This is a genomic window from Faecalibacterium sp. I4-1-79 (genome assembly GCF_023347235.1).
Lineage (GTDB): Bacteria > Bacillota > Clostridia > Oscillospirales > Ruminococcaceae > Faecalibacterium > Faecalibacterium tardum.
In genome coordinates this window covers 1,712,471-1,735,176 of record NZ_CP094467.1, presented here as the reverse complement: position 1 = coordinate 1,735,176, position 22,706 = coordinate 1,712,471, and the positions used below count along the sequence as shown (strand labels likewise).

Genomic DNA, 22,706 nt, shown 5'->3' with positions numbered 1-22,706 from the left:
AAAACATGAGAGCACTTCAAAAATACGATTTGTATTTAACGCTTTGCAGACCATCCATGGATGTGGTATACTAAGGAAGATGCAAATGCAAACGACTGCCGCTCGTCTGCTGTGTCCGGTGTACAGCACTTTTTCTGCCGGGAAAACAGCACGGCGGGCGGCAAAATGATATCGCAGGAGAGTGGAACATTTGGAACTGGAACAGGCTAAAAAGCGCGTGGAAGAGTTGCGCGCTGTTATTGAGAAAAACAACCGACTTTACTACGATCAGGATGCGCCGGAGCTGGAAGATTTTGAATACGATGCCCTGACGCGGGAACTGAAGAAACTGGAAGCGCAGTTTCCCCAGCTGATTACAGCAACATCGCCCACCCAGAAGGTAGGTGGCACCGCCAGCAGCAAGCTGCCCAAGGTGACCCATGCCGTCAAGATGGAAAGCCTGCTGGATGCGTTCTCCTTCGATGAGCTACGGGACTTTGACCGCCGCGTCCGCGAGGCCGGAGTTACACCGGAGTATGTTGTGGAGATCAAAATCGACGGTCTTTCCTGCAGCTTGGAGTACGAGAACGGGCAGCTTGTCCGTGCCTCCACCCGTGGTGACGGCGTTGTGGGCGAGGACGTTACCGCAAATGTGCGAGCCATCCGCAGCATCCCCAAGACCCTTAAAGATGCACCGGAGTTTCTGGAGGTGCGCGGCGAGGTATATATGCCACACAAGGCCTTTCAGCACCTGTGCGCCGAGCAGGAATTACAGGGTGCTGCGCCCTTTAAAAACCCCCGCAATGCAGCAGCCGGATCTCTGCGGCAAAAGGACGCCCGCATCACCGGCAGCCGTGGGCTTTCTATCTTTGTGTTCAATGTGCAGCAGATCCGGGGCAAGACCCTGACCAAGCACTCCGAAAGTCTGGATTACCTCAAAAGCCTTGGCCTGCCGGTATCGCCGCGCTACCATGTGGTGCGCGATATCGAGGACGCCATTGCCGAGATTGAAAACATCGGGCAGAACCGCTCCAAGCTGGATTTTGACATGGACGGTGCTGTTATCAAGGTGAACGATTTTGCGCAGCGGGAGCTGATGGGTTCTACTAACAAATTCCCGCGCTGGGCCATTGCCTTCAAATACCCGCCGGAGGTCAAGGAGACCACCCTGCGCAGCATCGAGGTAGCCGTTGGCCGCACCGGCGTGCTCACCCCCACTGCCTGCTTCGACCCGGTGTTTCTGGCAGGTACCACGGTAGCTCGCGCCACCCTCCACAACGAGGACTTTATCCGGCAGTTCGGACTGTGCATCGGGGACACCATTCAGGTGCGCAAGGCGGGCGATATCATCCCAGAGGTCATCGGAGTCACCCATCATGCGGAGGACGCTGAGCCCTACACTATGCCCACGGTCTGCCCCTCCTGCGGTGCGCCGGTGGTGCATCTGGAGGACGAAGCCGCCCTGCGCTGTGTGAACCCGGAGTGCCCGGCACAGGCGCTGCGCAATATCATTCATTTTGCCTCCCGGGATGCCATGGATATTGAGGGCTTGGGCGAGGCAGTGGCCACCCAGTTGGTGGAAAAGGAGCTGGTGCATTCTGCAGCAGATATCTACACGCTGACCCGGGAACAACTGCTGGAACTGGAAAAATTCAAGGAGAAAAGCGCAGACAATCTGTTACAGGCCATTACTGCCTCCAAGCAGAACAATCTGGATAAGCTTTTGTTCGGCTTTGGCATCCGCAATATCGGCGATAAGGCAGCCGCGCTGCTGGCAGAACATTTCGGCACGCTGCAAGCCATCCGAGAAGCCACCGCAGAGCAGGTCAGTCAGATCGACGGCTTTGGCGGCGTGATGGCACAAAGCGTGGTGGAATTCTTTGCCAAGGAAGGCACTGCCGACCTTGTACACCGTCTGGCAGATGCCGGGGTCAATATGCAGTGGAAGGGTGAGCCGAAGGGAGACAAGCTGGCAGGCAAAACGCTGGTTGTCACCGGTACGCTGGAGACGCTCTCCCGCAACGAAGCCGAGGCATTGATCGTGAAAAACGGCGGCAAAGCCAGCGGCTCCGTCTCCAAAAAAACAGCCTATGTGGTGGCCGGTGCGGCGGCGGGCTCCAAGCTGACCAAAGCGCAGGCGCTGGGCGTGCCGGTGCTGACCGAACAGGAATTTCTTGCCATGCTGCAAGATGCCCCGGCAGAACCGGAAACGACTTAAAGCGGCTTTCCTGAACGTCGAAATACAGATAATTTCAAAAGCTTCTGCAATGCTGTTGCAGGGGCTTTTTTGTTTTCTGATTCGCGGTTCTAAGAACGCACAAAGCGCATACAATGCTAGCACAAAGCTTTCGTGGAAGGAGAAAACAAAGTGGACGAGTATTACCGGGCCGTCAGAGCCCTTCCTACTTGGCTTGCGGCGCCGCTGGCACAGCTGCCCGCACAAACGGCAGCACGTGTACAGGAACTGCGCCTGCGCACAGGTTGTGCGGTCACATTTACCGTACAAGGGCGGCAATGCTCTGCTTCTGCGTTGCCGGGTTGTCCTCCGGCATTGTCTGCAATGCGGCTGGACACGCTGCAAATAGAGGAGATCTTCCACACCCTTTGCAACGGCTCAGTGCACACCCATGAAAGGGAACTATCCGAGGGCTACCTGACCACCGCTGCCGGAAACCGTGTGGGCGTGGCAGGGCAGTTCGTGCAGCGGGAAGGGCATGGCATCACCCTGCAAAAGGTCACTTCGCTCAACCTGCGTATCGCACGCAGCTGCACCATCCGTCTGCTGCCTGCACTGGACAAGCTGCTGGAGCAGCATTTTACCGGGCTGCTGGTGGTGGGAGAGCCCGGCAGCGGCAAGACCACCCTGCTGCGCACCATTGCCCGGACGCTAGCCGAGCGGCAGCGTCTGGTGGCAGTGATAGACGAGCGGGGCGAGCTTTTCCCGCCGGAAGGGCCGCTGCCGCCGCTGGAGCGCATTGGCGGGGTGGATAAAGCCCGCGCCGTCCAGATGGCGCTGCGCACACTGGCACCGCAGGTGATCCTGCTGGACGAGCTGGGCAGTCTGGAGGAAACGATGGCACTGGAACAGGGCTTTTTCAGCGGGGTGGACTTTATTGCCAGCCTCCACGCGCCGGACGCTGCACAGGCACGATGCCGTCCGCAGGTACAGGCGTTGCTGCAGCGCGGGATGCTGCGGCAGCTGGTCGTCCTTGCCGGGCGGGAGACGCCGGGCTGCATCCGGGAAGTGTGCGCCGTATGAGCGGCCTTCTGCGTGGGTTCGGCTTGTTTTTGCTCCCGTTGTGCGGTTGGCTGGCAGGGGATGCGGTACAGGCCAGAACAACTCTGCATCTTGCCGCTTTACAGCGCACTATCGAGCTATTACAGCGCATCCGGCAGGAGATCCAGTACCGCCGGGCAGACCTGCAAAGTCTCTACCGGCAGCTTTGCCGCGAGGGCCTGTTGACGCAAACTCCCGGCGGTACATTGCAGCAGCTGCCTGCGCCGGAACAACTCTCTGCGGCAGAGCGCGCCTGTTTTACAGAGTGCTTTTGCGGTATCGGCCGCGCAGAGGCTGCACAGGAATGCGAACGGCTTAGCTACTATACGGCGCGGTTCGAGGACTATTTACAACAGGCACGCCGCACAGCACAGCGGCAGGCCGGTCTGCCGCACCGTCTGGGACTGGCAGGCGGCATGATGCTGGCGCTGCTCTTTTTGTAAAGGCTGTACGGAACAAAGGAGAAACGGATGGATATCGAGCTTGTGTTCAAAATTGCGGCCATCGGCATCATTGTGGCGGTGCTCAACCAGCTGCTCATCCGCTCCGGGCGGGAGGATCAGGCCATGATGACCACGCTGGCGGGGCTTGTTGTGGTGCTCTCCATTCTGGTCAAGCAGATCAGTGCCCTGTTTGCCACGATCCGGTCTTTGTTTGCGCTATGAGCGCGGCGGTTCCGGTGCTGACGGCGCTGCTGCTGGTAGCCTTTGCGGGCATTCTATTGCAGCGGTATTCCCCGGCGTTTGCACTGCTGCTTTCGCTGGGCGCTGCGGTGTGGCTGCTGCTCCGTCTGGCTCAGCCGCTGCGCGGGGTACTGCAAGCATTAGTACAGCTGGGACAGCGCACCAATGCACAGGCTTTTTCCTGTCTTTTGCGCAGTGCAGGGATTTTGCTGCTGGCAGATTATGTCCGCACCCTCTGCGAGGAAGCCGGAGCGGATACGCTTGCATGGTGCGCCGGGCTGGCGGGACGGTGTCTCGTGCTGGCGGCGGTGTGGCCGCTGCTGGAACAGATATTCCAGACGATTTGGGGGCTGGTGGGATGAAAAAACGCGGCTGTATCATCAGTGGGGTAACTCTGGGCTTTCTGTGCAGCAAAACCGCTCTGAAAGCTGCGGCAGCAGAGACAACGCCGTGGCAGACCTATCTCGAAAAAGCACCTGTACAGGCCGAGCAGTTTGCGGCAGACCCGCTGGGCACCTTGCTGCGTTTGTTTGCTGCCGAACCGGTGCAATTGCTGCGGGAAGTGCTGCATCAATATGCCGGTGTGCTGCTGTTTTTATCGCTGGCGACCGGGCTTGCATTTCTCTTGCAGGACACCGCCGACAAAGCACTGCTGGAACTGGCGGCTGCCGGTGGTTGCGGCGTTTTATTGTGGCAGGAACTGGACAAGCTTGCTGCCGCCTTGTGCACTCGGATGGCCGGGTGGAAAAGCTATCTGCTGGGCTTTTTGCCGGTATACAGCGGCGTGTTGGCAGCTGGAGGCGAATGGAACGCCGGAGCTGCCGCAAATGGCTTTCTACTCACGGTGCTGTGCTTTGTTGCACAGGCGGTCACCCTCTGGCTGCAACCACTGCTGCGCAGCTACCTTGTCATCAGCATGGCCTGTGGCATCAGCTCCCGCAAAAGCCTGTCCGAGGGCTGTACCCTGACCGGGCGGTTGCTGCGACAGGCCATCGGTTGGGCGGGTAAAGCGTTCGCCGCTCTGATGAGCCTGCAGCGCGTAGTCACGGTGCAGCTGGATCGTGCTGCCTCTCGTCTGGGACAGCTGCTGACCGGCAGCGTGCCCATTGTGGGACAGGCGCTGAGCAGCGCGGCAGACACAGTGCTGGCCGGGATGCAGCTACTCAAAAGCACCCTTGGCATTGCCGCATTGCTCAGCATCGGGGCAGAATTTGTGCCATTATATCTCGGGCTTCTGGTGCATCTGTTTTTACTGTCCTGCTGCGGCTGGCTTGCCGGGATCGGCGGGCTGGAGCATTGCCATAAGCTGCTGCAATGCTTTGCCGAAGCCGTGCGCTGCATGGCGGCAGTTACAGCTTTGTTTTTCATGTTGTTTGTGGTGGGCATCGTGCTGCTGATGCTGGCAGGGGGTGGTTAGATGCAGGCGTTTCAGCGGGCTGCGGCAGTGTTCTGCATGGCGTGCATCGGGGCGGAACTGGTCAGCCTTTTTGGCGGGCAAAGCTGGGCTGGCCGGTGCATAAAAGCCGTAGCCGGGCTATATATTTTAGCAGTCCTTCTTGCGCAGTTGCCGCACCTGCCGGGCAAGGTTATGACCGCTTTTTCGGGGAATACAGCCCCGGCGGCCACATCCACTGCACAGCCGGATGCACTGGAAACGGAGATCCTGACTGAGACCAAGGCTCAACTGGAAGAGTATTGCACTGCACAGTGCCGACAGCAATTCGGGTTGGATATTCGTGTGACGGTCACGCTGGAAAAAGCCGGGCAGCAGGTCGTGGTAAAAAAGGCTGTTGCTGCCTTCCCGGCGGGCTGTACCGCTGCACAAAAACAGGCGGTGCTCAGCTTTTTGCAGCAGACGCTGGGTACCGCTTCTGCGGCGGCGGAGGAGAGTGCACCATGAAAAAGAGCGAATTGCTTTCCGTTTTCCGCGCTCTGCAAAGCGGCAAAAACCGCACCTCGCTGGCGGTGGTGGTCGGTGTGCTGGCAATGCTGCTGCTTTTGCTGTCGGAGCTTTTACCCAGCGGGAACACGCAGAAAGCGGCGGTATCCACCGCCCAAACAGCTACCGTCAGCCAGTACCAGGCCCAGCTGGAGCAGCAGCTGGAAGAACTGATCAGCCAGCTGCAAGGGGCGGGTCACACCGCGGTCATGGTCACTCTGTCCGCCGGGGAGGAGACTGTCTACGCAGTAGACACCCAGACGGGGGATATGCAGCAGCAGGAGACGCACGTTCTTTTACAGGATGGCTCTGCGCTGGCTGAGACAACCTATCTGCCGCAGGTCTGCGGGGTCGCCGTGTTGTGTGAGGGCGGGGGAGATGTCCGCGTTGCAGCCCGTATCACGGAGCTGCTGCATTCGCTGCTGGATCTGCCCACAAACCGCATCTGTGTGGAGCAGCGCAAGCGCTGACCCTCTGCTTTTGTCAAGTACCGCAATTGCTTACCGAAATACCAAAGGAGGAACCGTTTTATGAGAGCACTTTCCAGAAACACCCGCAGGGTCACCGCTCTGACGCTGGCGGCGGCACTGGTCATTGCCGTCTACTTAAATTGGCAGTATGCCCGGGCAGACATCGCCCCGCAGACAGAGGATGACACCCTCATGGTCTCGGCAGAACCGGTGGAAGCAGATGCGGAGACCACTATCACGGATGCACTGCCCACAGAGGCAGAAGCCGTCTCCGGTGCCAGCAAAAACTATGGCGAAGCACAGCTTGTCAGCGTTGCAAACGACAGCGGTACCCGCTTTTTCGAACAGGCTCGTCTCAAGCGGGAAAAGGCACATGACGAAGCCATGGACACCCTGCAAAAGAGCCTGAAGTCCTCCTCCCTGACAGCCGAGGAGAAAAAGGAGTACACCGCACAAATGGCGGCCGGGCTGGAAGATCTGAACGCAGAAAACGAGATCGAGACGCTGGTGCGTGCCAAGGGCTTTGCGGACTGCCTGTGCTTTTTGCAGGCAGGGCGGGCGGATCTGACCGTGATGACGGCAGGCGAGCCGCTCACAGCGGCACAGGTGGCGCAGATTCGGGATGTGGTGATGAACAAAAGCAGTGTGACCGCCCAGAATATCACGGTGGTAGAGGTGAAGTAAACGCTCTTTATTTATGCTGACACCCCGGCGGCGCAGGTGCAGCTTTTCTTGCAGGCAGAAAGCTGTATGCACTGCCGGGATGCCATTCTGTGCTGATTTCCATCTTCTTTTCCAAACAAGTATTGAAATTGCCCCCGCATTGATGGTATAATAACTCTATCAAAAACGAATGCCGCGTGCCTTTATGCATAGCGCAGGGGCGCGTTTGAACAAAAAAGGCAGCTACGGCAGGCCAGTTTCAGAGTATTGAAACCACCGCCGCAACCGCCTTTGGATGGAGGACAGCACAATGGATTTACAGAACATGGATCTTCAGGGCGGCAGCCTTCAGATTTCGACCGAGGTCGTGGGTAAAATCGCCCGCTGTGCCGCACTGGAAGTGGACGGCGTTGCCGAGGTGTCCTGCGGCGTGCAGAACAAAAAGCTGAAAAACCTGCTGGAATCTGCCAGCATCCAGCCGCCTGTGGCGGTAGAGATGCGGGACGGCACGGCCAGCATCACCCTGCACCTGATGATGGAGTTCGGCGCACGGATCCCCTCCGTGGCCGAAAAGGTACAGGAAAACGTCAAGTCTGCCGTACAGAACATGACCAATGTGACGGTCAGTCGCGTGGATCTGGTCATTGCAGGCCTTGCCGAGGCGCAGTAACAAATTTAGCAAAAAATCATATCAGAAAACGATCCTCCTCCCGGCACGCCCGGCGGGGAGGGTTTGTATTGCGAAAGGAACATTATGGAAAATATTCTGCCCCGTAGAGAAGCCCGTGAAAACGCCTTTTTGCTGGCATTTTCGCAGACCTTCGGTGACATTCCTCTGGCCGAGGCACTGTCCAATCACGCCGAAAACGATGAGGAGCATCCCGTGGACGCGTTCAGCCGTCTGCTGCTGAACGCCTACTACGATCATTCCGCAGAGGTGGATGACGAGATCCGTGCCCATCTGCGCAACTGGACCATGGAGCGTCTGCCCCGCGTCAGCCTGACCGTGCTGCGCCTGGCCGTGGCTGAGATGCTGTTCGGCGGCGAAAACAAGCCCGGTGTTGCCATCAATGAGGCTGTGGAGCTGACCAAGAAGTACGGCGCGGGCGAGGACTATCAGTTTGTGAATGGCCTGCTGGGTGCTGTGGCACGCGACCATGGCCTGAGTGATGAAGCCGTCGCGGAGTCGGCTGAACAGTGAGCCGTTATACGCTCGGGGTCGATACAAGCAACTATGCAACCTCTCTGGCAGTTTTTGATACAGCCGGGGAGGTTGTTTGTGCAAAAAAGCGCTTTTTGCCGGTAAAAGCCGGACAGCTTGGCCTGCGGCAGAGCGATGCGCTGTTCCATCATACGGCAGCTCTGCCGGAGATGCTACAGGAGCTGGCGCAGGAATTCGACCTGACAAAAATAGATGCCGTGGGTGTTTCGCAAAAGCCGCGTCCGGTAGAGGGCAGCTACATGCCCTGCTTTCTGGCCGGTGTCAGTGCGGCAACTGCCTTTGCAGCAGCGCGGGGCATTCCGCTGATCCATACCACTCATCAGCAAGGTCACGCTGCTGCGGCACTGTATGCCGCAAAGGGCGAGACACTGTTTTCCCAGAAGGTACTGCTGTTCCATATTTCCGGCGGGACAACGGACCTTTTGCTGTGTGATCAGGTGCGTACCATCACCACCCTTGGCACCAGTACCGATTTGTACGCCGGTCAGGCGGTGGACCGCGTAGGCGTGCGGCTGGGCTTCGGTTTTCCCGCAGGGGCCGAGGTCTCCCGCCTTGCTGCGCAGTGCACCGAGGAGATCCGCCCCAAGTCCAGCGTAAAGGGGCTGCAATGCAGCCTTTCCGGACTGGAAAACCAGTGCAACGCCCTGCTTGCTGCCGGTAAAGCGCCGGAATACGTCTGCAAGTACTGTCTGCTTTGTGTGGCAGATACCGTTGTCCGCATGACAAAGGCCGCGCAGAAGGAATACCCCGGTCTGCCGGTGGTCTGCGCCGGCGGCGTGATGAGCAGTGATATCATCCGCACATGGGTGCAGCAGCGGCTGCCGCAAGTCTATTTTGTGCCGGGGCAGTATTCCAGTGATAACGCCATCGGCGTGTCCATTCTTGCTGCGCGGGAGGCCGGACTATGGCTGATGTGATCTCGGTATCCGAGCTGAACCATTATGTCAAAACGCTGCTGGATGTGAACGACGGCCTGTTTGATCTTGCCCTGCGGGGCGAGATCGCAAACTTTGTGCAGAACGCCCGCAGCGGGCACTGCTACTTTTCTCTGCGGGACGAAGCTTGCAGCGTAAAAGCAGTGATGTTCCGCACCGATGCCCGCCGTCTGGCATTTCGCCCGGAGGAGGGGATGCGGGTCGTGGTACGCTGCCGCGCTACCCTCTACGAGCGGGACGGCGCGTTTCAGGTCTATGTGAACGAGATGTTCCCGGACGGTCTAGGCGCAGCACAGCTTGCTCTGGAACAGCTGAAAGCCCGGCTAGAAAAGGAAGGTCTGTTCGACCCTGCACATAAAAAGCCGCTGCCTGTGTACCCAAAATGTATTGGTGTCGTCACCAGCAAAACCGGGGCGGCATTGCAGGATATCCGCAACGTGATCAGCCGCCGCTGGCCGTCTGTCCGGTTGTTGCTATGCCCGGTAACAGTGCAGGGCTTTGAAGCCGCCCGGCAGATCGCCGCCGCCATCCGCACGCTGGACCAGAGCGGGCGGGTGGACGAGATCATCGTGGCCCGGGGCGGCGGCAGCAGGGAGGATCTGTGGGTGTTCAACGCCGAGGAGATCGCCAGGGCAGCATTTCGCTGCAAAACGCCGCTGATCAGCGCCATTGGTCACGAGATCGACTACACCCTTCTGGACTTCGTAGCCGACCAGCGTGCGCCCACGCCGTCCGCCGCCGCAGAGCTTGCGGTGCCGGATCGGGAGGAGCAGCAGCGCATTTTTGAAAATATTGAAGAAAATATTCACAAAAATATACAAAAACGACTTGCGTTGTGTTATAATGGTCTGGAACAATACAACTTTTTGTTGGAGCAAAGCGCGCCGAGCAAAATCTTACAGCAGTATTCAGGTCGTCTGCAACAGATGCGACAGGCCATTCAGATGCAACAAAAAGCGCGTATGAATGACAAAAATATGCAGTTGCAACACGCAGCTGCACTGGCGGCATCGCTGGATCCATACCGCGTGCTGGCCCGTGGCTATGCCCTTGTAACCGATACAAAAGGAAAGGTTTGTACCGTGGAACAGCTGCAACCGGAGCAGACTATCTGCGTGCGCAGTCGGCAATATCAGGCACGATGCCGTGTGGAAACGGTGGAGGAGATCAATGAGAGCACCCAAAAGCTTTGAAGAAGGAATGGATCGGCTGAACGCGATCCTTGCACAGATGCAGCAGGAGGACACCTCGCTGGCAGATTCCGTCAAGTTGTATGCGGAAGCGGCCTCTCTGATGCAGTACTGCCATACAACACTGGAAAAAACCTCGTTGCAGATCGAGGAGATCAGTGCAAAGATTGCTGAGACCGTAGAAGCCCCGCAGGAGCAGGAGGAAGAATAATGGAATACAAGGCGCAATATCAGGAATATCTGCTGCAAGCCACGGCTGCGCTGGATGCTGCCAGCGCCCGTTTTCTGCCCGAGGAATCGGAGGTGTGCAGAGCCGCCCGTTACAGCCTGCTGGGCGGCGGAAAGCGCATCCGCGCAATTCTGACACTCAGCGTCTGTGATATGCTGGGCGGCGAGATGCAGACTGCTGCACAGTTTGCGGCAGCTGTGGAGATGCTGCATTGCTACTCGCTGATCCACGATGATCTGCCCTGCATGGACAATGATGATCTGCGCCGGGGCCGACCCTCCTGCCACAAGGCTTTCAGCGAGTCCACAGCGATGCTGGCCGGTGATGTGTTGTTGACCGAGGCCTTTGAGGTGATCGCCAACGCACCCGCTGCGCCGCAAGTCTGCGTGGCAGCCGCCCGTGCACTGGGCGCAGGTGCGGGCAGCCGCGGCATGGTCTACGGACAGGAACTGGATCTGAAATATGAAGCATTGGCTGCTACGGAGGAGCAGTTGCGTCTCATCCACCGCAACAAGACCGGTGCACTGATCAACGCCGCCGTCCAGATGGGCGCTGCCGCAGCCGGTGCAACACCGCAGCAGTGCGAGATCCTGGCCTCCTACGCATACGGGTTGGGGCTGGTGTTCCAGATCGTGGACGATGTGCTGGATGTTACCAGCACCCCGGAGCAGCTGGGCAAGCCCATTGGCAGCGACAGTGAAAACGGCAAGACAACTTTCGTCACCCTGTACGGGGCAGACGGTGCAATGGCATTGGCACAAAAGCTGAACGAGCAGATCTGCGAAGATCTGCAACAGCATTTTGGCGTAAAAGCGGCTTTTTTGCAGCAGTTGGCACAGCAACTGCTGGTGCGCAAAAACTAAAGAAAAGGGAATACGGATATGCAGTTTATTCAAAACATCTTATCAGCCAATCAGATCTTGACGGCATCGCTCCTCAGCTGGTTCATTGCGCAGGTGTTAAAGACCATCATCAACTTTGTTCTGCTGGGCAAGTTCCAGCTAGAGCGGATGTGGGGCGATGGCGGTATGCCCAGCGCACACAGCGCGACCGTCTGCGCCATGGCCATTGTTACCGGGCGCAGTGCCGGGATCTCTTCGCCCATTTTCGCGGTTGCCTGCGTTGTAGCGATCATCACCATGCATGATGCTATGGGTGTCCGGCACGAGACCGGCGAGCAGGCAAAGGTGCTGAACCAGATGATCGCCCAGTGGATCGATGTAAGTGAGAAAAACGCTCCCTTTTTACAGAATATGCACCTGAAGGAAATGGTCGGTCACACGCCGCTGCAGGTCGTAGCAGGCGTGCTGCTCGGCTCTCTGGTGGGCTTTTTGTTCCCGGTCGTGTAAAAAGCGACAGAAACGCCCAAAGTACAAACGCATAAAGGACGTGTGAATATGGAATCGTTGTTGCTGGACAAGATCGATCAGCCCAGCGATCTTAAAAAACTGAATGCACAGCAGGTGGAGAAGCTTTGCGCGGAGATACGGCATTTTATGCTGGAAAACATCTCCAAAACGGGCGGGCATCTGGCCTCTAATCTTGGCACTGTAGAGCTTACAGTGGCGCTGCACCGTGTATTGGAAACGCCTAAGGATAAGATCGTATTCGACGTGGGGCATCAGTGCTACACCCACAAGCTGCTCACCGGACGCCGGAAGCAGTTTGACCATTTGCGGCAGCTGGATGGTATTTCCGGTTTCCCGAACCCCCATGAAAGTGTGCACGATGCCTTTATTGCCGGACATGGCAATACGGCGCTTTCGCTGGCCATTGGCATGGCTTGGGCAAAAAAAATCAAGCGAGAATCCGGGCTTGTGGTGGCAGTGATCGGCGATGGTGCTTTTACTGGCGGTATGGTATACGAGGGCATGAACAACATCGGCGGGTTGGATAATCTGCTTGTGATCCTGAACGATAACAAGATGTCCATCTCTAAAAATGTTGGTGCGCTGGCGCGGTATCTGACCCATCTGCGCACGACTACGGCCTATTACGATGCCAAGGATAATGTGCGCAGCTTTCTGGACGGCGTGCCATTGATCGGTACGCCGATGAAAAAGTCGCTGATGGGCGCAAAAACGCTGGTGCGCCGCGCCATGTACCACTCCACCATGTTCGAGGATATGGGCTTTGAGTACATCGGCCCGGTGGACGGTCATAATGTGGAGGAACTGGAGCGCACTCTGCGCTCGATCTATCAGCGGCCGGGCCCGCACTTTTTGCATGTTGTGACTAAAAAAGGTAAGGGCTATCAGCCGGCAGAGATGAACCCGGGCAACTATCACGGTGTATCCGCCTTTGACCCGGATGGAATGCCGGACCCGGAGGTTGCGCCGAAGGAGTCCTTCTCCACCGTTTTCGGCAAGATGCTGGTGCAGGAGGGAATCCAAAACCCGAAGCTCTGCGCGATCACCGCTGCCATGAAGTACGGCACCGGATTGCAATTCTTTGCCCATCGTCACCCGCAGCGCTTTTTTGATGTGGGCATGGCAGAGCAGCATGCCGTCACCTTTGCAGCAGGTCTTGCCAGTCAGGGAATGCTACCGGTGGTGTGCATCTACTCTACCTTCCTACAGCGCTCCTACGACCAGATCATCCATGATGTCAACCTTTTAAAGGAAAACGTGGTCTTTGCCATCGACCGTGCAGGCTTTGTTCCCGCAGATGGCGAGACCCATCAGGGCATCTATGATGCTGCTTTCCTCAGCCAGATGGGTATCCCGGTCTATGCGCCCTCCAACTACGAGGAGCTGCAATACTGGCTGCACTATTTATTGCAGGATACAGTCTCTGGCCCGCGGGCTATCCGTTATCCCCGCGGCGGCGAGAGTGCAAAGCTGGCGCAGTATCCCTGCACAAAGCAGGACTACGATTTCCTGAAACAGACGCCCGGAGCAAAGATCCTTCTGGTCAGCTATGCGGATGAGCTAGAGGAACTGCTGGAAGCTGCCGATCAATTGAACGATGCATCGCAGTATGCGGATGTTCTGAAGCTTGTAAAGCTGTATCCCTTTACAGATAAACTTATCGATGCTGTGTTGAAATATAAAATTGTACTGTTCGCAGAGGAATGTGTTGCAGCCGGTGGCATTGGCGAGCATCTGGCATATGCTCTACAGCAAAAGGGCTGGAACGGCCGCTTTTTGCACTGCGCTGTTCACACGGCCTGTCTGCCGCACGCGACTGTTCCGCAGATCAAGCAGTGCACCGGTCTGGATGCTGCAGATCTTGTGCAGGCAGTCCGGGCTGCCCTTATGAAAGGAGAAAACGAGCTGTGAAAATTCGGTTGGATCAATATCTTGTGCAGAACGGCCTTGTGCAGAGCCGGGAGCGTGCCAAAGCTCTGATCATGGCCGGCGTGGTTTTTGTCAATCAGCAAAAGGTGGACAAGGCCGGCGAAATGATTAAGGAGGATGCTGTGGTCGAGGTGCGCGGCCACGATATCGGCTATGTCAGCCGCGGCGGTCTGAAGCTGGAAAAGGCCATGAAGTGTTTCCCGCTTACCCCTAACGGCAAGGTCTGCATGGACATTGGTGCGTCCACCGGCGGCTTTACCGACTGCATGCTACAAAATGGTGCAGTGAAAGTGTATGCCGTAGATGTTGGCTATGGTCAGCTGGCATGGAGCCTGCGGACGGATGATCGTGTGGTGAACATGGAACGCACGAACATCCGCTATGTCACGCCGGAAGATCTGGCAGAGCCTATTGAGTTTTTCAGTGTGGATGTTTCCTTTATTTCTCTGCATCACATCTTCCCGGTGGCACAGCGCATCACAACCCCGGACGCCATGGGCGTCTGTCTGGTGAAGCCGCAGTTTGAGGCAGGCCGCGAAAAGGTGGGCAAAAACGGTGTGGTGCGCGACCCCGCCGTGCACCGTGAGGTGCTGCACAATGCCATGTCTTATGCTGCGGAAAACGGCTTTGTAGTGCGCGGGCTGGATTACAGCCCGGTCAAGGGGCCGGAGGGCAATATCGAGTACCTGATGTTTGTGCAGAAGAGTGACCAGCCCGCAGTGTTGGACGATGAAGCCGCCGCACAGGTGGTGGCAGCAAGCCACACCACGCTGGATCGTTAAGACCCAGCCGTCAGCAAAGGAGAAGCCGGCATGACGATCTACATTTCGCCCAACCCGGGCAAGACCTCCGCCAGCGAGATTGCGCTGCGTGCGGCGCAGATCCTGCTGACCCACGGCGTAGCCGTGCTGATGAACGATGCTTTGCAAGAAAACAACACGGCAGGGGTCGTTTATCTGCCGCTGGAGCAGTGTCTGGAGCGTGCTGACGTAATCCTGACCATCGGTGGGGACGGTACCATCCTGCACGAAGCGAATCTTTCGCTCCGGTACGCAAAGCCCATCCTCGGCATCAATCTGGGACGCTGCGGCTTTTTGGCTACTTGCGAGATCGGCGAAATGGAAACAAAGCTGTCCGCCGTGGCGCGGGGTGAGTTCCAGCTGGATAACCGGATGCTTTTATATGCCCGGGTGCTTGGTCAGGACGGCTGGGAGGGTCACGCCCTCAACGATGTGGTGGTGACCAAAGGGCGCTTGCAGCAGGCCATCGACTTCAGCATTTACTGCGATGATATTCTGGTAGAGCACTACCGAGGCGATGGCGTTATTGTGGCGACCCCCACCGGCTCTACGGCCTACTCGCTGGCAGCCGGAGGCCCGATTCTGGACTCGCAGACCAAGGGCATCGTGGTGACTCCCATCTGCCCTCACAGTCTGGCCAGCCCGGCCATGGTGTTTGCGCAGGAGCGCAAGCTGAACGTCTGCGTGGGACAGGTGGCAGATGATGAAGTATTTATCAGCTGTGACGGCGGTACGGGCTACCCCCTCAAGGCGGGTGCCACCGCAGAGATCCGTCTGTCCGATCAAAACGTCAAGCTTATCACCTTTGGGCGGGCAGACCAGTTTCAGGCCATTGACCAGAAACTGCGCAAAAGACAATAACACGGGAGGCGATTTTTAAGATGGCACGCAGCCGCAAAGAAGATACAAAAACAAAAGCGGAACGCTTACAGACGATTCTGCGTCTTGTGCAGGAGCATCCCATCAGCCGACAGGAGGTGCTGCTGGAACACCTGCGGAACGAAGGCTTTGAGGTAACGCAGGCCACCGTTTCCCGCGATATCCGAGAGTTGTGCCTTGTAAAGGCAGCCACCACCGAGGGTTACCGCTATGTTTCCAGCCGGAACGAAAGCTTCAACCCCAAGACCCAAGGGCGCTTTGAGACCATCTTTCATGAGTCCGTTTTGGGGGTGGATTACGCCGGGCATGTTGTGCTGGTAAAATGCTATTCCGGCATGGCAAATGCTGCCTGTGAGGTTTTTGACGCCTTGCAGTGGAAAAACGTTGTCGGTACTCTTTCCGGTGACGACACCTTCTTAATTGTTGCGCGCTCGGAGCGCGATGCAAAGACCATTTGTTCGGAGCTGACCCGCTATGTGGGGCAGAGATGACAGTAGGAGAACGAAGCCATGCTGAGCAGCCTGCAAATTGAAAATGTTGCCGTGATTCAGAAGGCGGAGGTGCACTTTGAACCGGGGCTGAATGTGCTGACCGGCGAGACCGGTGCGGGCAAATCCATCCTGATCGATTCCATCAATGCGATCCTTGGCAACCGCACCTCTAAGGACTTGGTGCGCACCGGGGCTGCAAAGGCGGTGATCCGCGCCGCCTTTGAGCAGGTGCCGCCTGCTGTGCTGGATAAGCTTGAACAGTCCGGCTACGAGCGCTCGGAAGCACTGTTGCTCAGCCGCGAGATCACCGCCGAGGGTAAAAGCAGCTGCCGCATCAACGGGATGCCGGCCACGGCAGCCGTTCTGCGGGAGCTGTGCGGCGGTCTGATCAACATCAACGGCCAGCACGATTCTGTGGGTCTGCTCAATCCGGCGCATCATCTGGGCATTCTGGATGATTATGCGCAGAACCGCACTGTTTTTCAGGAGTACTATACCCTGTACCGTGAGCTGGTGCGGGTCAAGCGGGAACTGGATGCCCTGATTACGGATGAGGCTGAAAAACAGCGCAAGATCGACCTGTTGCAATATCAGGTGCAGGAGATCGAGGATGCCGGACTGACTGCCGGTGAGGAGCAGACGCTGGAAAACCGCCGGAAGGTGCTGTCCAATGCCTCTGCCATCCGGGATCGTCTGGCACAAAGCTATGCGCTGCTTTCCGGCAGTGATGATGCCGCAGGCGCAGTGGATCTGCTAGGGGAAGCCTCCAACGCAGTGGATGCCGCTGCGCAGCTGGACCCCGCGCTTACAGCCGCCGCCGGGCAGCTGCTGGACTTATACTATAACGCCAAGGATGTGGCCGCAGATCTGATCGGGCGGCTGGATGCCTACGACACCAATGATGCAGAACTGGACGAGGTAGAGCAACGGCTGGATCTCTTGTATCGGCTGAAGCGCAAGTACGGCAGCACGGTGGAGGACGTGATTTCTTTTGGGCAGAAGGCCCGGGAGGAACTGGATAACATCCAGAATTCCCAACAGCGCCACGATGCATTGCAGGCCGAAAAGCTGCGTCTTTACGCAAAAGCGCGGGAAAAGGCAGAGGCGCTGACCCAGACCCGGCTGAAAGCCTTTGAGGAACTGAACACCCGCATTTCCGGCACGCTGGACTTTTTGAATATGCCGGGTGTGCGTATGACTTTGCGGCACACCCGCGGCCCGCTGGCCAGCCATGGGCAGGACAGCATCGAGTTCTACATCTCAACAAACCCCGGTGAAGCGCCCAAGCCGCTGGCAAAAATCGCATCCGGCGGCGAGCTGAGCCGTATCACTCTTGCCATCAAGAATGCAATGGCCGATAAGGACGCTGTACCTACCGTGATCTATGATGAGATCGACAGCGGTGTGTCCGGCAAGGCAGCCGGACGCATTGGCGAGGTACTGCGTCAGAGCGCACAGGGACATCAGATCCTGTGCATCACCCACACGGCGCAGATTGCAGCACTGGCCGATTGTCATCTGCTCATCCAGAAAAACGTGTCCAACGAGCGTACCTATACCGAGATCCACCCGCTGGACGAAAATGGCCGCGTAGAGGCGTTGGCACGCCTGATTTCCGGTGATCACGTTACTGAGCTTTCCCGTGCCAATGCACGGGAGATGCTGCAGGAGCACAAGCACGGCGGCTGATTTAGCAGAATGCGCTTTTGCAAAAAGGCAACTCTTGACAAGGCGACGGTCTTGTGATAGAGTAGACATTGTTAATGGCGATGAAGGGAACAAGTACCCTGAAGCGTTCTGTCCAGAGAAGTCCCGGTTGGTGCAAGGGATCACAGAACAGCAGGGGAAATACCTCCCGGAGCTGCAGGCTGAATGCGTAAGGCTAGTAGGCTGTGCCGCGTGCGAGCGTTAAAGACGCAGGAGTGTCACTCTACTCTGGGGTGTGCACTCGTAAGGCCGCTTCCGTGAGGAAACGGCAAACAGAGGTGGTACCGCGAAGTTATCTCGCCCTCTGCCAAATTCAATTTTGGCAGAGGGCGTTTTTTGTTTCCTCTGCCCCCAAAACAGGAGGTTTTTCCCATGACGCTGTACGAAGAACTGAAAGCCCGCGGTCTGGTAGCTCAGATTACCGATGAGGAGATCATCGACCTGATCAACAACGGCAAGGCTACCTTTTACATTGGCTTTGACTGCACTGCCGACAGCCTGACCGCCGGCCATTTTCTGGCGCTGACCCTGATGAAGCGCCTGCAGCTGGCAGGCAACAAGCCCATCGCTCTGATCGGCGGCGGCACTACCATGATCGGTGACCCCTCCGGCCGCACCGATATGCGTAAGATGCTGACCAAGGACGATATCGCCCACAATGCAGCCTGCTTTAAAAAGCAGATGGAGAAGTTTATTGATTTCTCCGAGGGCAAGGCGCTGATGCTGAACAACGCCGACTGGCTGTTGGACCTGAACTATGTTGAGCTGCTACGCGAGGTGGGCGCCTGCTTCTCCGTGAACAATATGCTGCGCGCCGAATGCTACAAGCAGCGCATGGAGAAGGGTCTGTCCTTCTTAGAGTTCAACTACATGATCATGCAGAGCTACGACTTCTACTATATGTTCCAGCACTACGGCTGCAATATGCAGTTCGGCGGCGATGACCAGTGGAGTAATATGCTGGGCGGCACTGAGCTGATCCGCCGCAAGCTGGGCAAGGATGCCTACGCCATGACCGTGACCTTGCTGACCGACTCTCAGGGCAAGAAGATGGGCAAGACCGCCGGCAACGCTGTCTGGCTGGACCCCAACAAGACCAGTCCTTTCGAGTTCTACCAGTACTGGCGCAATGTGGGCGATGCCGATGTGATGAAGTGCATCCGTATGCTCACCTTCCTGCCGCTGGAGCAGATCGACGAGATGAGCACTTGGCAGGATCAGCGCCTGAACGAGGCCAAGGAGATCCTTGCCTACGAGATGACCAGCATGGTGCATGGCAAGGAAGAGGCCGAAAAGGCTCAGAATGCTGCCCGTGCACTGTTCAGCGGCAACGCAATGGATACCGAGCACATGCCCAGCACCCAGCTGACCGAGGCTGACCTGACGGACGGTGCTATCGGCATCCTGACCCTGATGGTCAAGGCCGGCTTGGCTGCCTCCAACGGCGAGGCTCGCCGTCTGGTGGTGCAGGGCGGTGTGCTGGCAGACGGCGAAAAGGTCGCCGCTCCTACCGTCAGCTTTACCGCAGAGCAGCTGGCCAAGGGTATCGTTATCAAGAAGGGCAAAAAGATTTACCACAAGGTCACGCTGTAAAAAGCATTATAAAATTTATGGGCCAGAAACGTCCACAGACGTTTCTGGCCCATTTTTTACATTTTGACGCGCAGCAGCTGCTGCCCTGCAGTTACCCGACCGGAGAGCAAAGGCTCTATCCGTGCAAACCGGTTGCTGTTGGTCACGATCACCGGAGTAGTCAGCGTGTAGCCTGCCGCTGCGATGGCTTGCAGATCGAACCGGAAAAGCAGCTGTCCCTTCTGCACATGATCGCCAGCCTGTACAAATAGCTCATAGCCTTTGCCCTTCAGCTCCACGGTGTCCATGCCAACATGAATCAGTACCTCCAACCCGTTGTCGCACAGCAGGCTGATAGCGTGGTGAGTCTTGGCGATCTTTTTCACGATGCCGTCTGCGGGTGCTACCACCTCGCCGCAGCTTGGCTCGATGGCGCAGCCCTTGCCCAACACCTCGCTGGAGAACACCGGGTCCTTGATCCGGGTCAGTGCCCGGATGCGTCCGGTGACCGGCGCATAGAGCAACTGCCCGCTGTCCGCAGGCGCAGCTTCCGTTGCAGGGGCTTCCGGGGCAAACGGCGCGCTTTTCTCAAAATGTGCCAGCAGCCGCTGCCGGACGCTATGTACAAGAGTTGCGGGGTCTTTCATTCCGGTTTCCTTCTTTCAGCAGGGAATTTTGCCTGTTTCTGCGCATTCTGCAAAAACAGGGCCGAAAGGGAAACTGCCCCTTCGGCCCCGGTTGATTACTGTTACAGCTCGTATGCTTTTTTCAGTGCCTCATAAGCGGCGTCCTCGTTTTCAGCGTGGACGAGCAGAGAGATATCCAGATCACTGGTGGTGATCAGCAGCACCTCGATACCGGCTATAGCCAGCGCATTCAGCGCCCGCGCAGCCACACCGCAGCTGGTGACCATATCCTCGCCGAACAGATTCAGCTTGGAATAGCCCACACTGATCAGGGGAGAAGCCTTGGCGTCCTTGTCCAGATTTGCCGCCGAGATTGCTTTCATCACCAGCGGAAGATCGCTGCTGGATGCGGTAAAGCTGAAATCAATGGTAGTGCCGTGGGGAGCGCTCTGGCTGATCATATCCACCACCACGCCGGTTTCTGCAAAGATATCCAGATACCGGGACAGGCTGTTGCCCCGGAACGCCACGTCCTGCACGCTGATCATCATCAGGTCGGTCTCGATATTGATCTTCGATACTCCGTACATAAAAAGTCCTCCGTTCTGCCCGGGTTGCCGGACAACGCTCAATCATTTCACATTTTTATGTAAGTGCTAAAAAGGATGTGCTGATATTATTTTGCGCGATTTTTTGTATCCTGTCAAGGCTGAAATCAGAATAATTTGCCCGCACACCATGCGCTGCCGCCAATTCCTGCGTGTAATCGCTTAAAAAATAGGTGCGCACATTGGATTTTCCGGCATCGTAATGGGTCACGGTGGGGTGCAGCTGCGGCGCAAGTACTTCACACTGTACTGAGCCGTTTGGCTGGGTGGTCTTTTGCAGCTGCAAGGTCAGGATGGCACCCACCAGCTGATCCGGTCGGTTCTGGGTGCTGAGAAAGTTCCCAAGCGAGAAGGCGACAAAACTTCGCCGTCCGTCCGCTGCGGTCAGCCACTGGGCATCCTGCAATACATGGGGGTGGGTGCCCACAATGACATCTGCACCCCAGTCTGCCAGATTCTGCGCCAGTGTGCGTTGGCTGTCCACGATGGCGTGGCTGTCCTCTACGCCCCAGTGCACCCCAACCACCACAAAATCCGCCTGCTGGCGTGCCAAGCGCACCTGCCGCTCGATCACATCAGTCTGGCTGGTGTAGATGACATTGGCTGTCATATTCTTGTTCTGGCGGATGCCGTTGGTGTGTTCGGTATAGGAGAGATAGGCGATGGTCACACCGTTGACGGTTTGCAGCGGGATGCGGTCGTAATCCTCTTCGCCGCGCCACAGACCGGTGGTGACCACATCCTCCGGCATGGACTCCCAGAATTGCAGTGTAGCCGCAATGCCGGACGCGCCCTTATCGTAGGTGTGGTTGTTGGACAGGCTGAACACCCGCACCCCGGCGCGGTACAGTGCCCGCGCACAGTCACCTGGGGTGGAAAAGCATGGGTAGGTGGAGGGTGCAAGGGTGTCGCTGCAAAGGGTCTCCTGATTGATCCAGTTCACATCCTGCTCGGCATAGAAAGGCGCAATATGTTCATAGCAGTAATCAAAGCTGTACGTTCCATCTTCGCCTGCTCGGCGGGCGGCCTGTTTATAGATAGGAGCATGGATCAGGTTGTCTCCTGTTGCAGAAAACCTGATCGTTTCCACCACAGGCTGCGGTTCAGGCTCCGGCTCCGGGGTCACAACGGATGAAACAGGGGATAGCGCATCCTCCGGCGGCTCGATACCACCCACCGGTACATCTTCTCCCGGCAGTCTTGTCCAGATTCCCAGACACAAAGTGATCACGCTTACGGTCAGAACCGACAGCACCACCGCCCGGAGCGTTTGCTTTCGACCACGCTTACGGGCAGCCGGACGCCGCCGCTTTAAAGGCTCCTGCTTCATCGTTCACCTTTTCTCCCGGCGTATGCCGGGGCAGTTTATTTCTCAGAGGGCGGCGATCAGGTCGCCCATATCATACAGGCCCGGCTCCTTCTTTGCCAGATAGACCGCAGCATTCACTGCGCCGTTGGCAAAGATGCTGCGGGAGTAGGCGGTGTGCCGCAGGGTGATTACCTCGTCCGGGCCGCAGAACAGCACCTCGTGGTCGCCCACGATGCTGCCGCCGCGCACAGAGCTGATGCCGATCTCCTTCGGGTCGCGCTTCTGGCGCACGGAGGAGCGGTCGTACACATAATGATACGCGCCGTCATTTTCCTCGTTGATGGCATCAGCCAGCATCAGCGCCGTTCCGCTGGGAGCATCCAGCTTGTTGTGGTGATGCTGCTCCACGATCTCGATATCATAGTTGATGCCCAGCACGGCAGAGGCACGCTTGCACAGCTCAGCCAGCACGTTGATGCCCATGGACATATTGGCGCTCTTGAACACCGGAACGCTGCGGGACAGCTGTACTACCTTCAGCTGCAACTCCTCTGAAAGGCCGGTGGTGCACACTACGATGGGCAGCTTGTGGGTCTGGCAGTAGGGCAGTGCCTTTTCCACCGCAGCAGGAGAACTGAAGTCGATGATCACATCGCCTTTGCCGTTCAGCTTTTCCAGACTGTCGTAGACCGGGATACCGTTCTGTTCACCGTCCTTCATATCGATACCGGCCACCACACGGCAGTCCTCCCGCTGTGCGATCATATCGCACAGCACATGGCCCATGCGGCCGCCAATGCCTTGAATCACGATCTCTGTCATTGTTGT

26 protein-coding genes and 1 other annotated feature are annotated in these 22,706 nt (G+C 57.4%); of the genes, 22 read left to right on the top strand and 4 right to left on the bottom strand.

Annotated features, from left to right (window positions below; genetic code table 11):
- The first annotated feature begins 181 nt into the window (after positions 1–181).
- From ligA to tyrS, 22 genes are all read left to right on the top strand, one after another.
- On the top strand, positions 182–2,197 hold the full coding sequence (gene ligA, locus MTP36_RS08675; RefSeq protein WP_249247832.1) for an NAD-dependent DNA ligase LigA: 2,016 nt from the start codon (positions 182–184) through the stop codon (positions 2,195–2,197).
- A gap of 132 nt (positions 2,198–2,329) precedes the next feature.
- A complete protein-coding gene (locus MTP36_RS08670) occupies positions 2,330–3,238 on the top strand; it encodes an ATPase, T2SS/T4P/T4SS family (RefSeq protein ID WP_330220855.1) in 909 nt (302 codons plus the stop codon).
- Entirely contained in the window at positions 3,235–3,699 is a 465-nt protein-coding gene (locus tag MTP36_RS08665) for a hypothetical protein (protein ID WP_249247828.1), read from the top strand. The genes MTP36_RS08670 and MTP36_RS08665 overlap by 4 nt, the downstream gene beginning before the upstream one ends.
- A gap of 27 nt (positions 3,700–3,726) precedes the next feature.
- Positions 3,727–3,921 (top strand): stage III sporulation protein AC, encoded by a 195-nt coding sequence (spoIIIAC, locus tag MTP36_RS08660; RefSeq protein WP_055184433.1) that lies wholly within the window; start codon positions 3,727–3,729, stop codon positions 3,919–3,921.
- On the top strand, positions 3,918–4,301 hold the full coding sequence (locus MTP36_RS08655; RefSeq protein ID WP_249247826.1) for a SpoIIIAC/SpoIIIAD family protein: 384 nt from the start codon (positions 3,918–3,920) through the stop codon (positions 4,299–4,301). Before spoIIIAC ends, MTP36_RS08655 begins: the two co-directional genes overlap by 4 nt.
- On the top strand, positions 4,298–5,356 hold the full coding sequence (locus MTP36_RS08650; RefSeq protein ID WP_249247817.1) for a stage III sporulation protein AE: 1,059 nt from the start codon (positions 4,298–4,300) through the stop codon (positions 5,354–5,356). The genes MTP36_RS08655 and MTP36_RS08650 overlap by 4 nt, the downstream gene beginning before the upstream one ends.
- Positions 5,357–5,839, top strand: a complete 483-nt coding sequence (locus MTP36_RS08645) for a hypothetical protein (RefSeq protein ID WP_249247815.1) — start codon at positions 5,357–5,359, stop codon at positions 5,837–5,839.
- Positions 5,836–6,348 carry a stage III sporulation protein AG gene (locus MTP36_RS08640; RefSeq protein WP_249247813.1) on the top strand — a complete coding sequence of 171 codons (513 nt, stop codon included), beginning with the start codon at positions 5,836–5,838 and terminating at the stop codon, positions 6,346–6,348. Before MTP36_RS08645 ends, MTP36_RS08640 begins: the two co-directional genes overlap by 4 nt.
- A 60-nt stretch (positions 6,349–6,408) precedes the next feature.
- Positions 6,409–7,032, top strand: a complete 624-nt coding sequence (locus MTP36_RS08635) for a SpoIIIAH-like family protein (protein WP_249247811.1) — start codon at positions 6,409–6,411, stop codon at positions 7,030–7,032.
- A gap of 274 nt (positions 7,033–7,306) precedes the next feature.
- Positions 7,307–7,681: an Asp23/Gls24 family envelope stress response protein gene (locus MTP36_RS08630; protein ID WP_055184422.1), complete on the top strand. Its 375-nt coding sequence runs from the start codon at positions 7,307–7,309 to the stop codon at positions 7,679–7,681.
- 84 nt (positions 7,682–7,765) lie between these two features.
- Positions 7,766–8,212, top strand: coding sequence for a transcription antitermination factor NusB (gene nusB, locus MTP36_RS08625; protein ID WP_055184420.1), 447 nt, complete (start codon positions 7,766–7,768; stop codon positions 8,210–8,212).
- A 95-nt stretch (positions 8,213–8,307) separates the two neighbouring features.
- Positions 8,308–9,150, top strand: coding sequence for a glycoprotease (locus tag MTP36_RS08620; protein ID WP_249247808.1), 843 nt, complete (start codon positions 8,308–8,310; stop codon positions 9,148–9,150).
- Positions 9,138–10,361: an exodeoxyribonuclease VII large subunit gene (xseA, locus tag MTP36_RS08615; RefSeq protein ID WP_249247798.1), complete on the top strand. Its 1,224-nt coding sequence runs from the start codon at positions 9,138–9,140 to the stop codon at positions 10,359–10,361. The genes MTP36_RS08620 and xseA overlap by 13 nt, the downstream gene beginning before the upstream one ends.
- On the top strand, positions 10,339–10,569 hold the full coding sequence (gene xseB / locus MTP36_RS08610) for an exodeoxyribonuclease VII small subunit (protein WP_242958670.1): 231 nt from the start codon (positions 10,339–10,341) through the stop codon (positions 10,567–10,569). Before xseA ends, xseB begins: the two co-directional genes overlap by 23 nt.
- Positions 10,569–11,450, top strand: a complete 882-nt coding sequence (locus MTP36_RS08605) for a polyprenyl synthetase family protein (RefSeq protein WP_097780232.1) — start codon at positions 10,569–10,571, stop codon at positions 11,448–11,450. The genes xseB and MTP36_RS08605 overlap by 1 nt, the downstream gene beginning before the upstream one ends.
- Positions 11,451–11,468: 18 nt before the next feature.
- A complete protein-coding gene (locus tag MTP36_RS08600; protein ID WP_055184411.1) occupies positions 11,469–11,936 on the top strand; it encodes a divergent PAP2 family protein in 468 nt (155 codons plus the stop codon).
- Positions 11,937–11,984: 48 nt separating this feature from the next.
- On the top strand, positions 11,985–13,868 hold the full coding sequence (dxs, locus tag MTP36_RS08595) for a 1-deoxy-D-xylulose-5-phosphate synthase (RefSeq protein ID WP_249247763.1): 1,884 nt from the start codon (positions 11,985–11,987) through the stop codon (positions 13,866–13,868).
- Positions 13,865–14,668 (top strand): TlyA family RNA methyltransferase, encoded by an 804-nt coding sequence (locus MTP36_RS08590; RefSeq protein WP_249247751.1) that lies wholly within the window; start codon positions 13,865–13,867, stop codon positions 14,666–14,668. Before dxs ends, MTP36_RS08590 begins: the two co-directional genes overlap by 4 nt.
- Before the next feature lie 30 nt (positions 14,669–14,698).
- Complete coding sequence (locus MTP36_RS08585; RefSeq protein ID WP_249247746.1) at positions 14,699–15,547, top strand: NAD(+)/NADH kinase; 849 nt, start codon at positions 14,699–14,701, stop codon at positions 15,545–15,547.
- 20 nt (positions 15,548–15,567) lie between these two features.
- Positions 15,568–16,056, top strand: a complete 489-nt coding sequence (locus MTP36_RS08580) for an arginine repressor (RefSeq protein WP_005925916.1) — start codon at positions 15,568–15,570, stop codon at positions 16,054–16,056.
- A gap of 18 nt (positions 16,057–16,074) precedes the next feature.
- Complete coding sequence (recN, locus tag MTP36_RS08575; RefSeq protein WP_249247741.1) at positions 16,075–17,745, top strand: DNA repair protein RecN; 1,671 nt, start codon at positions 16,075–16,077, stop codon at positions 17,743–17,745.
- Between the two features lie 71 nt (positions 17,746–17,816).
- Positions 17,817–18,071, top strand: a binding site (T-box leader).
- Positions 18,072–18,135: 64 nt separating this feature from the next.
- A complete protein-coding gene (tyrS, locus tag MTP36_RS08570) occupies positions 18,136–19,356 on the top strand; it encodes a tyrosine--tRNA ligase (protein ID WP_015538493.1) in 1,221 nt (406 codons plus the stop codon).
- 56 nt (positions 19,357–19,412) lie between these two features.
- On the opposite strand, the gene MTP36_RS08565 is transcribed toward tyrS, so the two are convergent.
- The 4 genes from MTP36_RS08565 to dapB all read right to left on the bottom strand — a co-directional run bounded on the left by MTP36_RS08565 (position 19,413) and on the right by dapB (position 22,700).
- Entirely contained in the window at positions 19,413–19,982 is a 570-nt protein-coding gene (locus tag MTP36_RS08565) for a PTS sugar transporter subunit IIA (RefSeq protein ID WP_249247730.1), read from the bottom strand.
- A 101-nt stretch (positions 19,983–20,083) separates the two neighbouring features.
- The gene (locus MTP36_RS08560) at positions 20,084–20,551 is read right to left on the bottom strand and encodes an ACT domain-containing protein (protein ID WP_249247719.1); all 468 of its coding nucleotides are present in this window, start codon (positions 20,549–20,551) and stop codon (positions 20,084–20,086) included.
- A 55-nt stretch (positions 20,552–20,606) separates the two neighbouring features.
- Positions 20,607–21,899 (bottom strand): CapA family protein, encoded by a 1,293-nt coding sequence (locus MTP36_RS08555; RefSeq protein WP_249247693.1) that lies wholly within the window; start codon positions 21,897–21,899, stop codon positions 20,607–20,609.
- Between the two features lie 42 nt (positions 21,900–21,941).
- Complete coding sequence (gene dapB / locus MTP36_RS08550; RefSeq protein ID WP_249247689.1) at positions 21,942–22,700, bottom strand: 4-hydroxy-tetrahydrodipicolinate reductase; 759 nt, start codon at positions 22,698–22,700, stop codon at positions 21,942–21,944.
- Positions 22,701–22,706 lie beyond the last annotated feature (6 nt).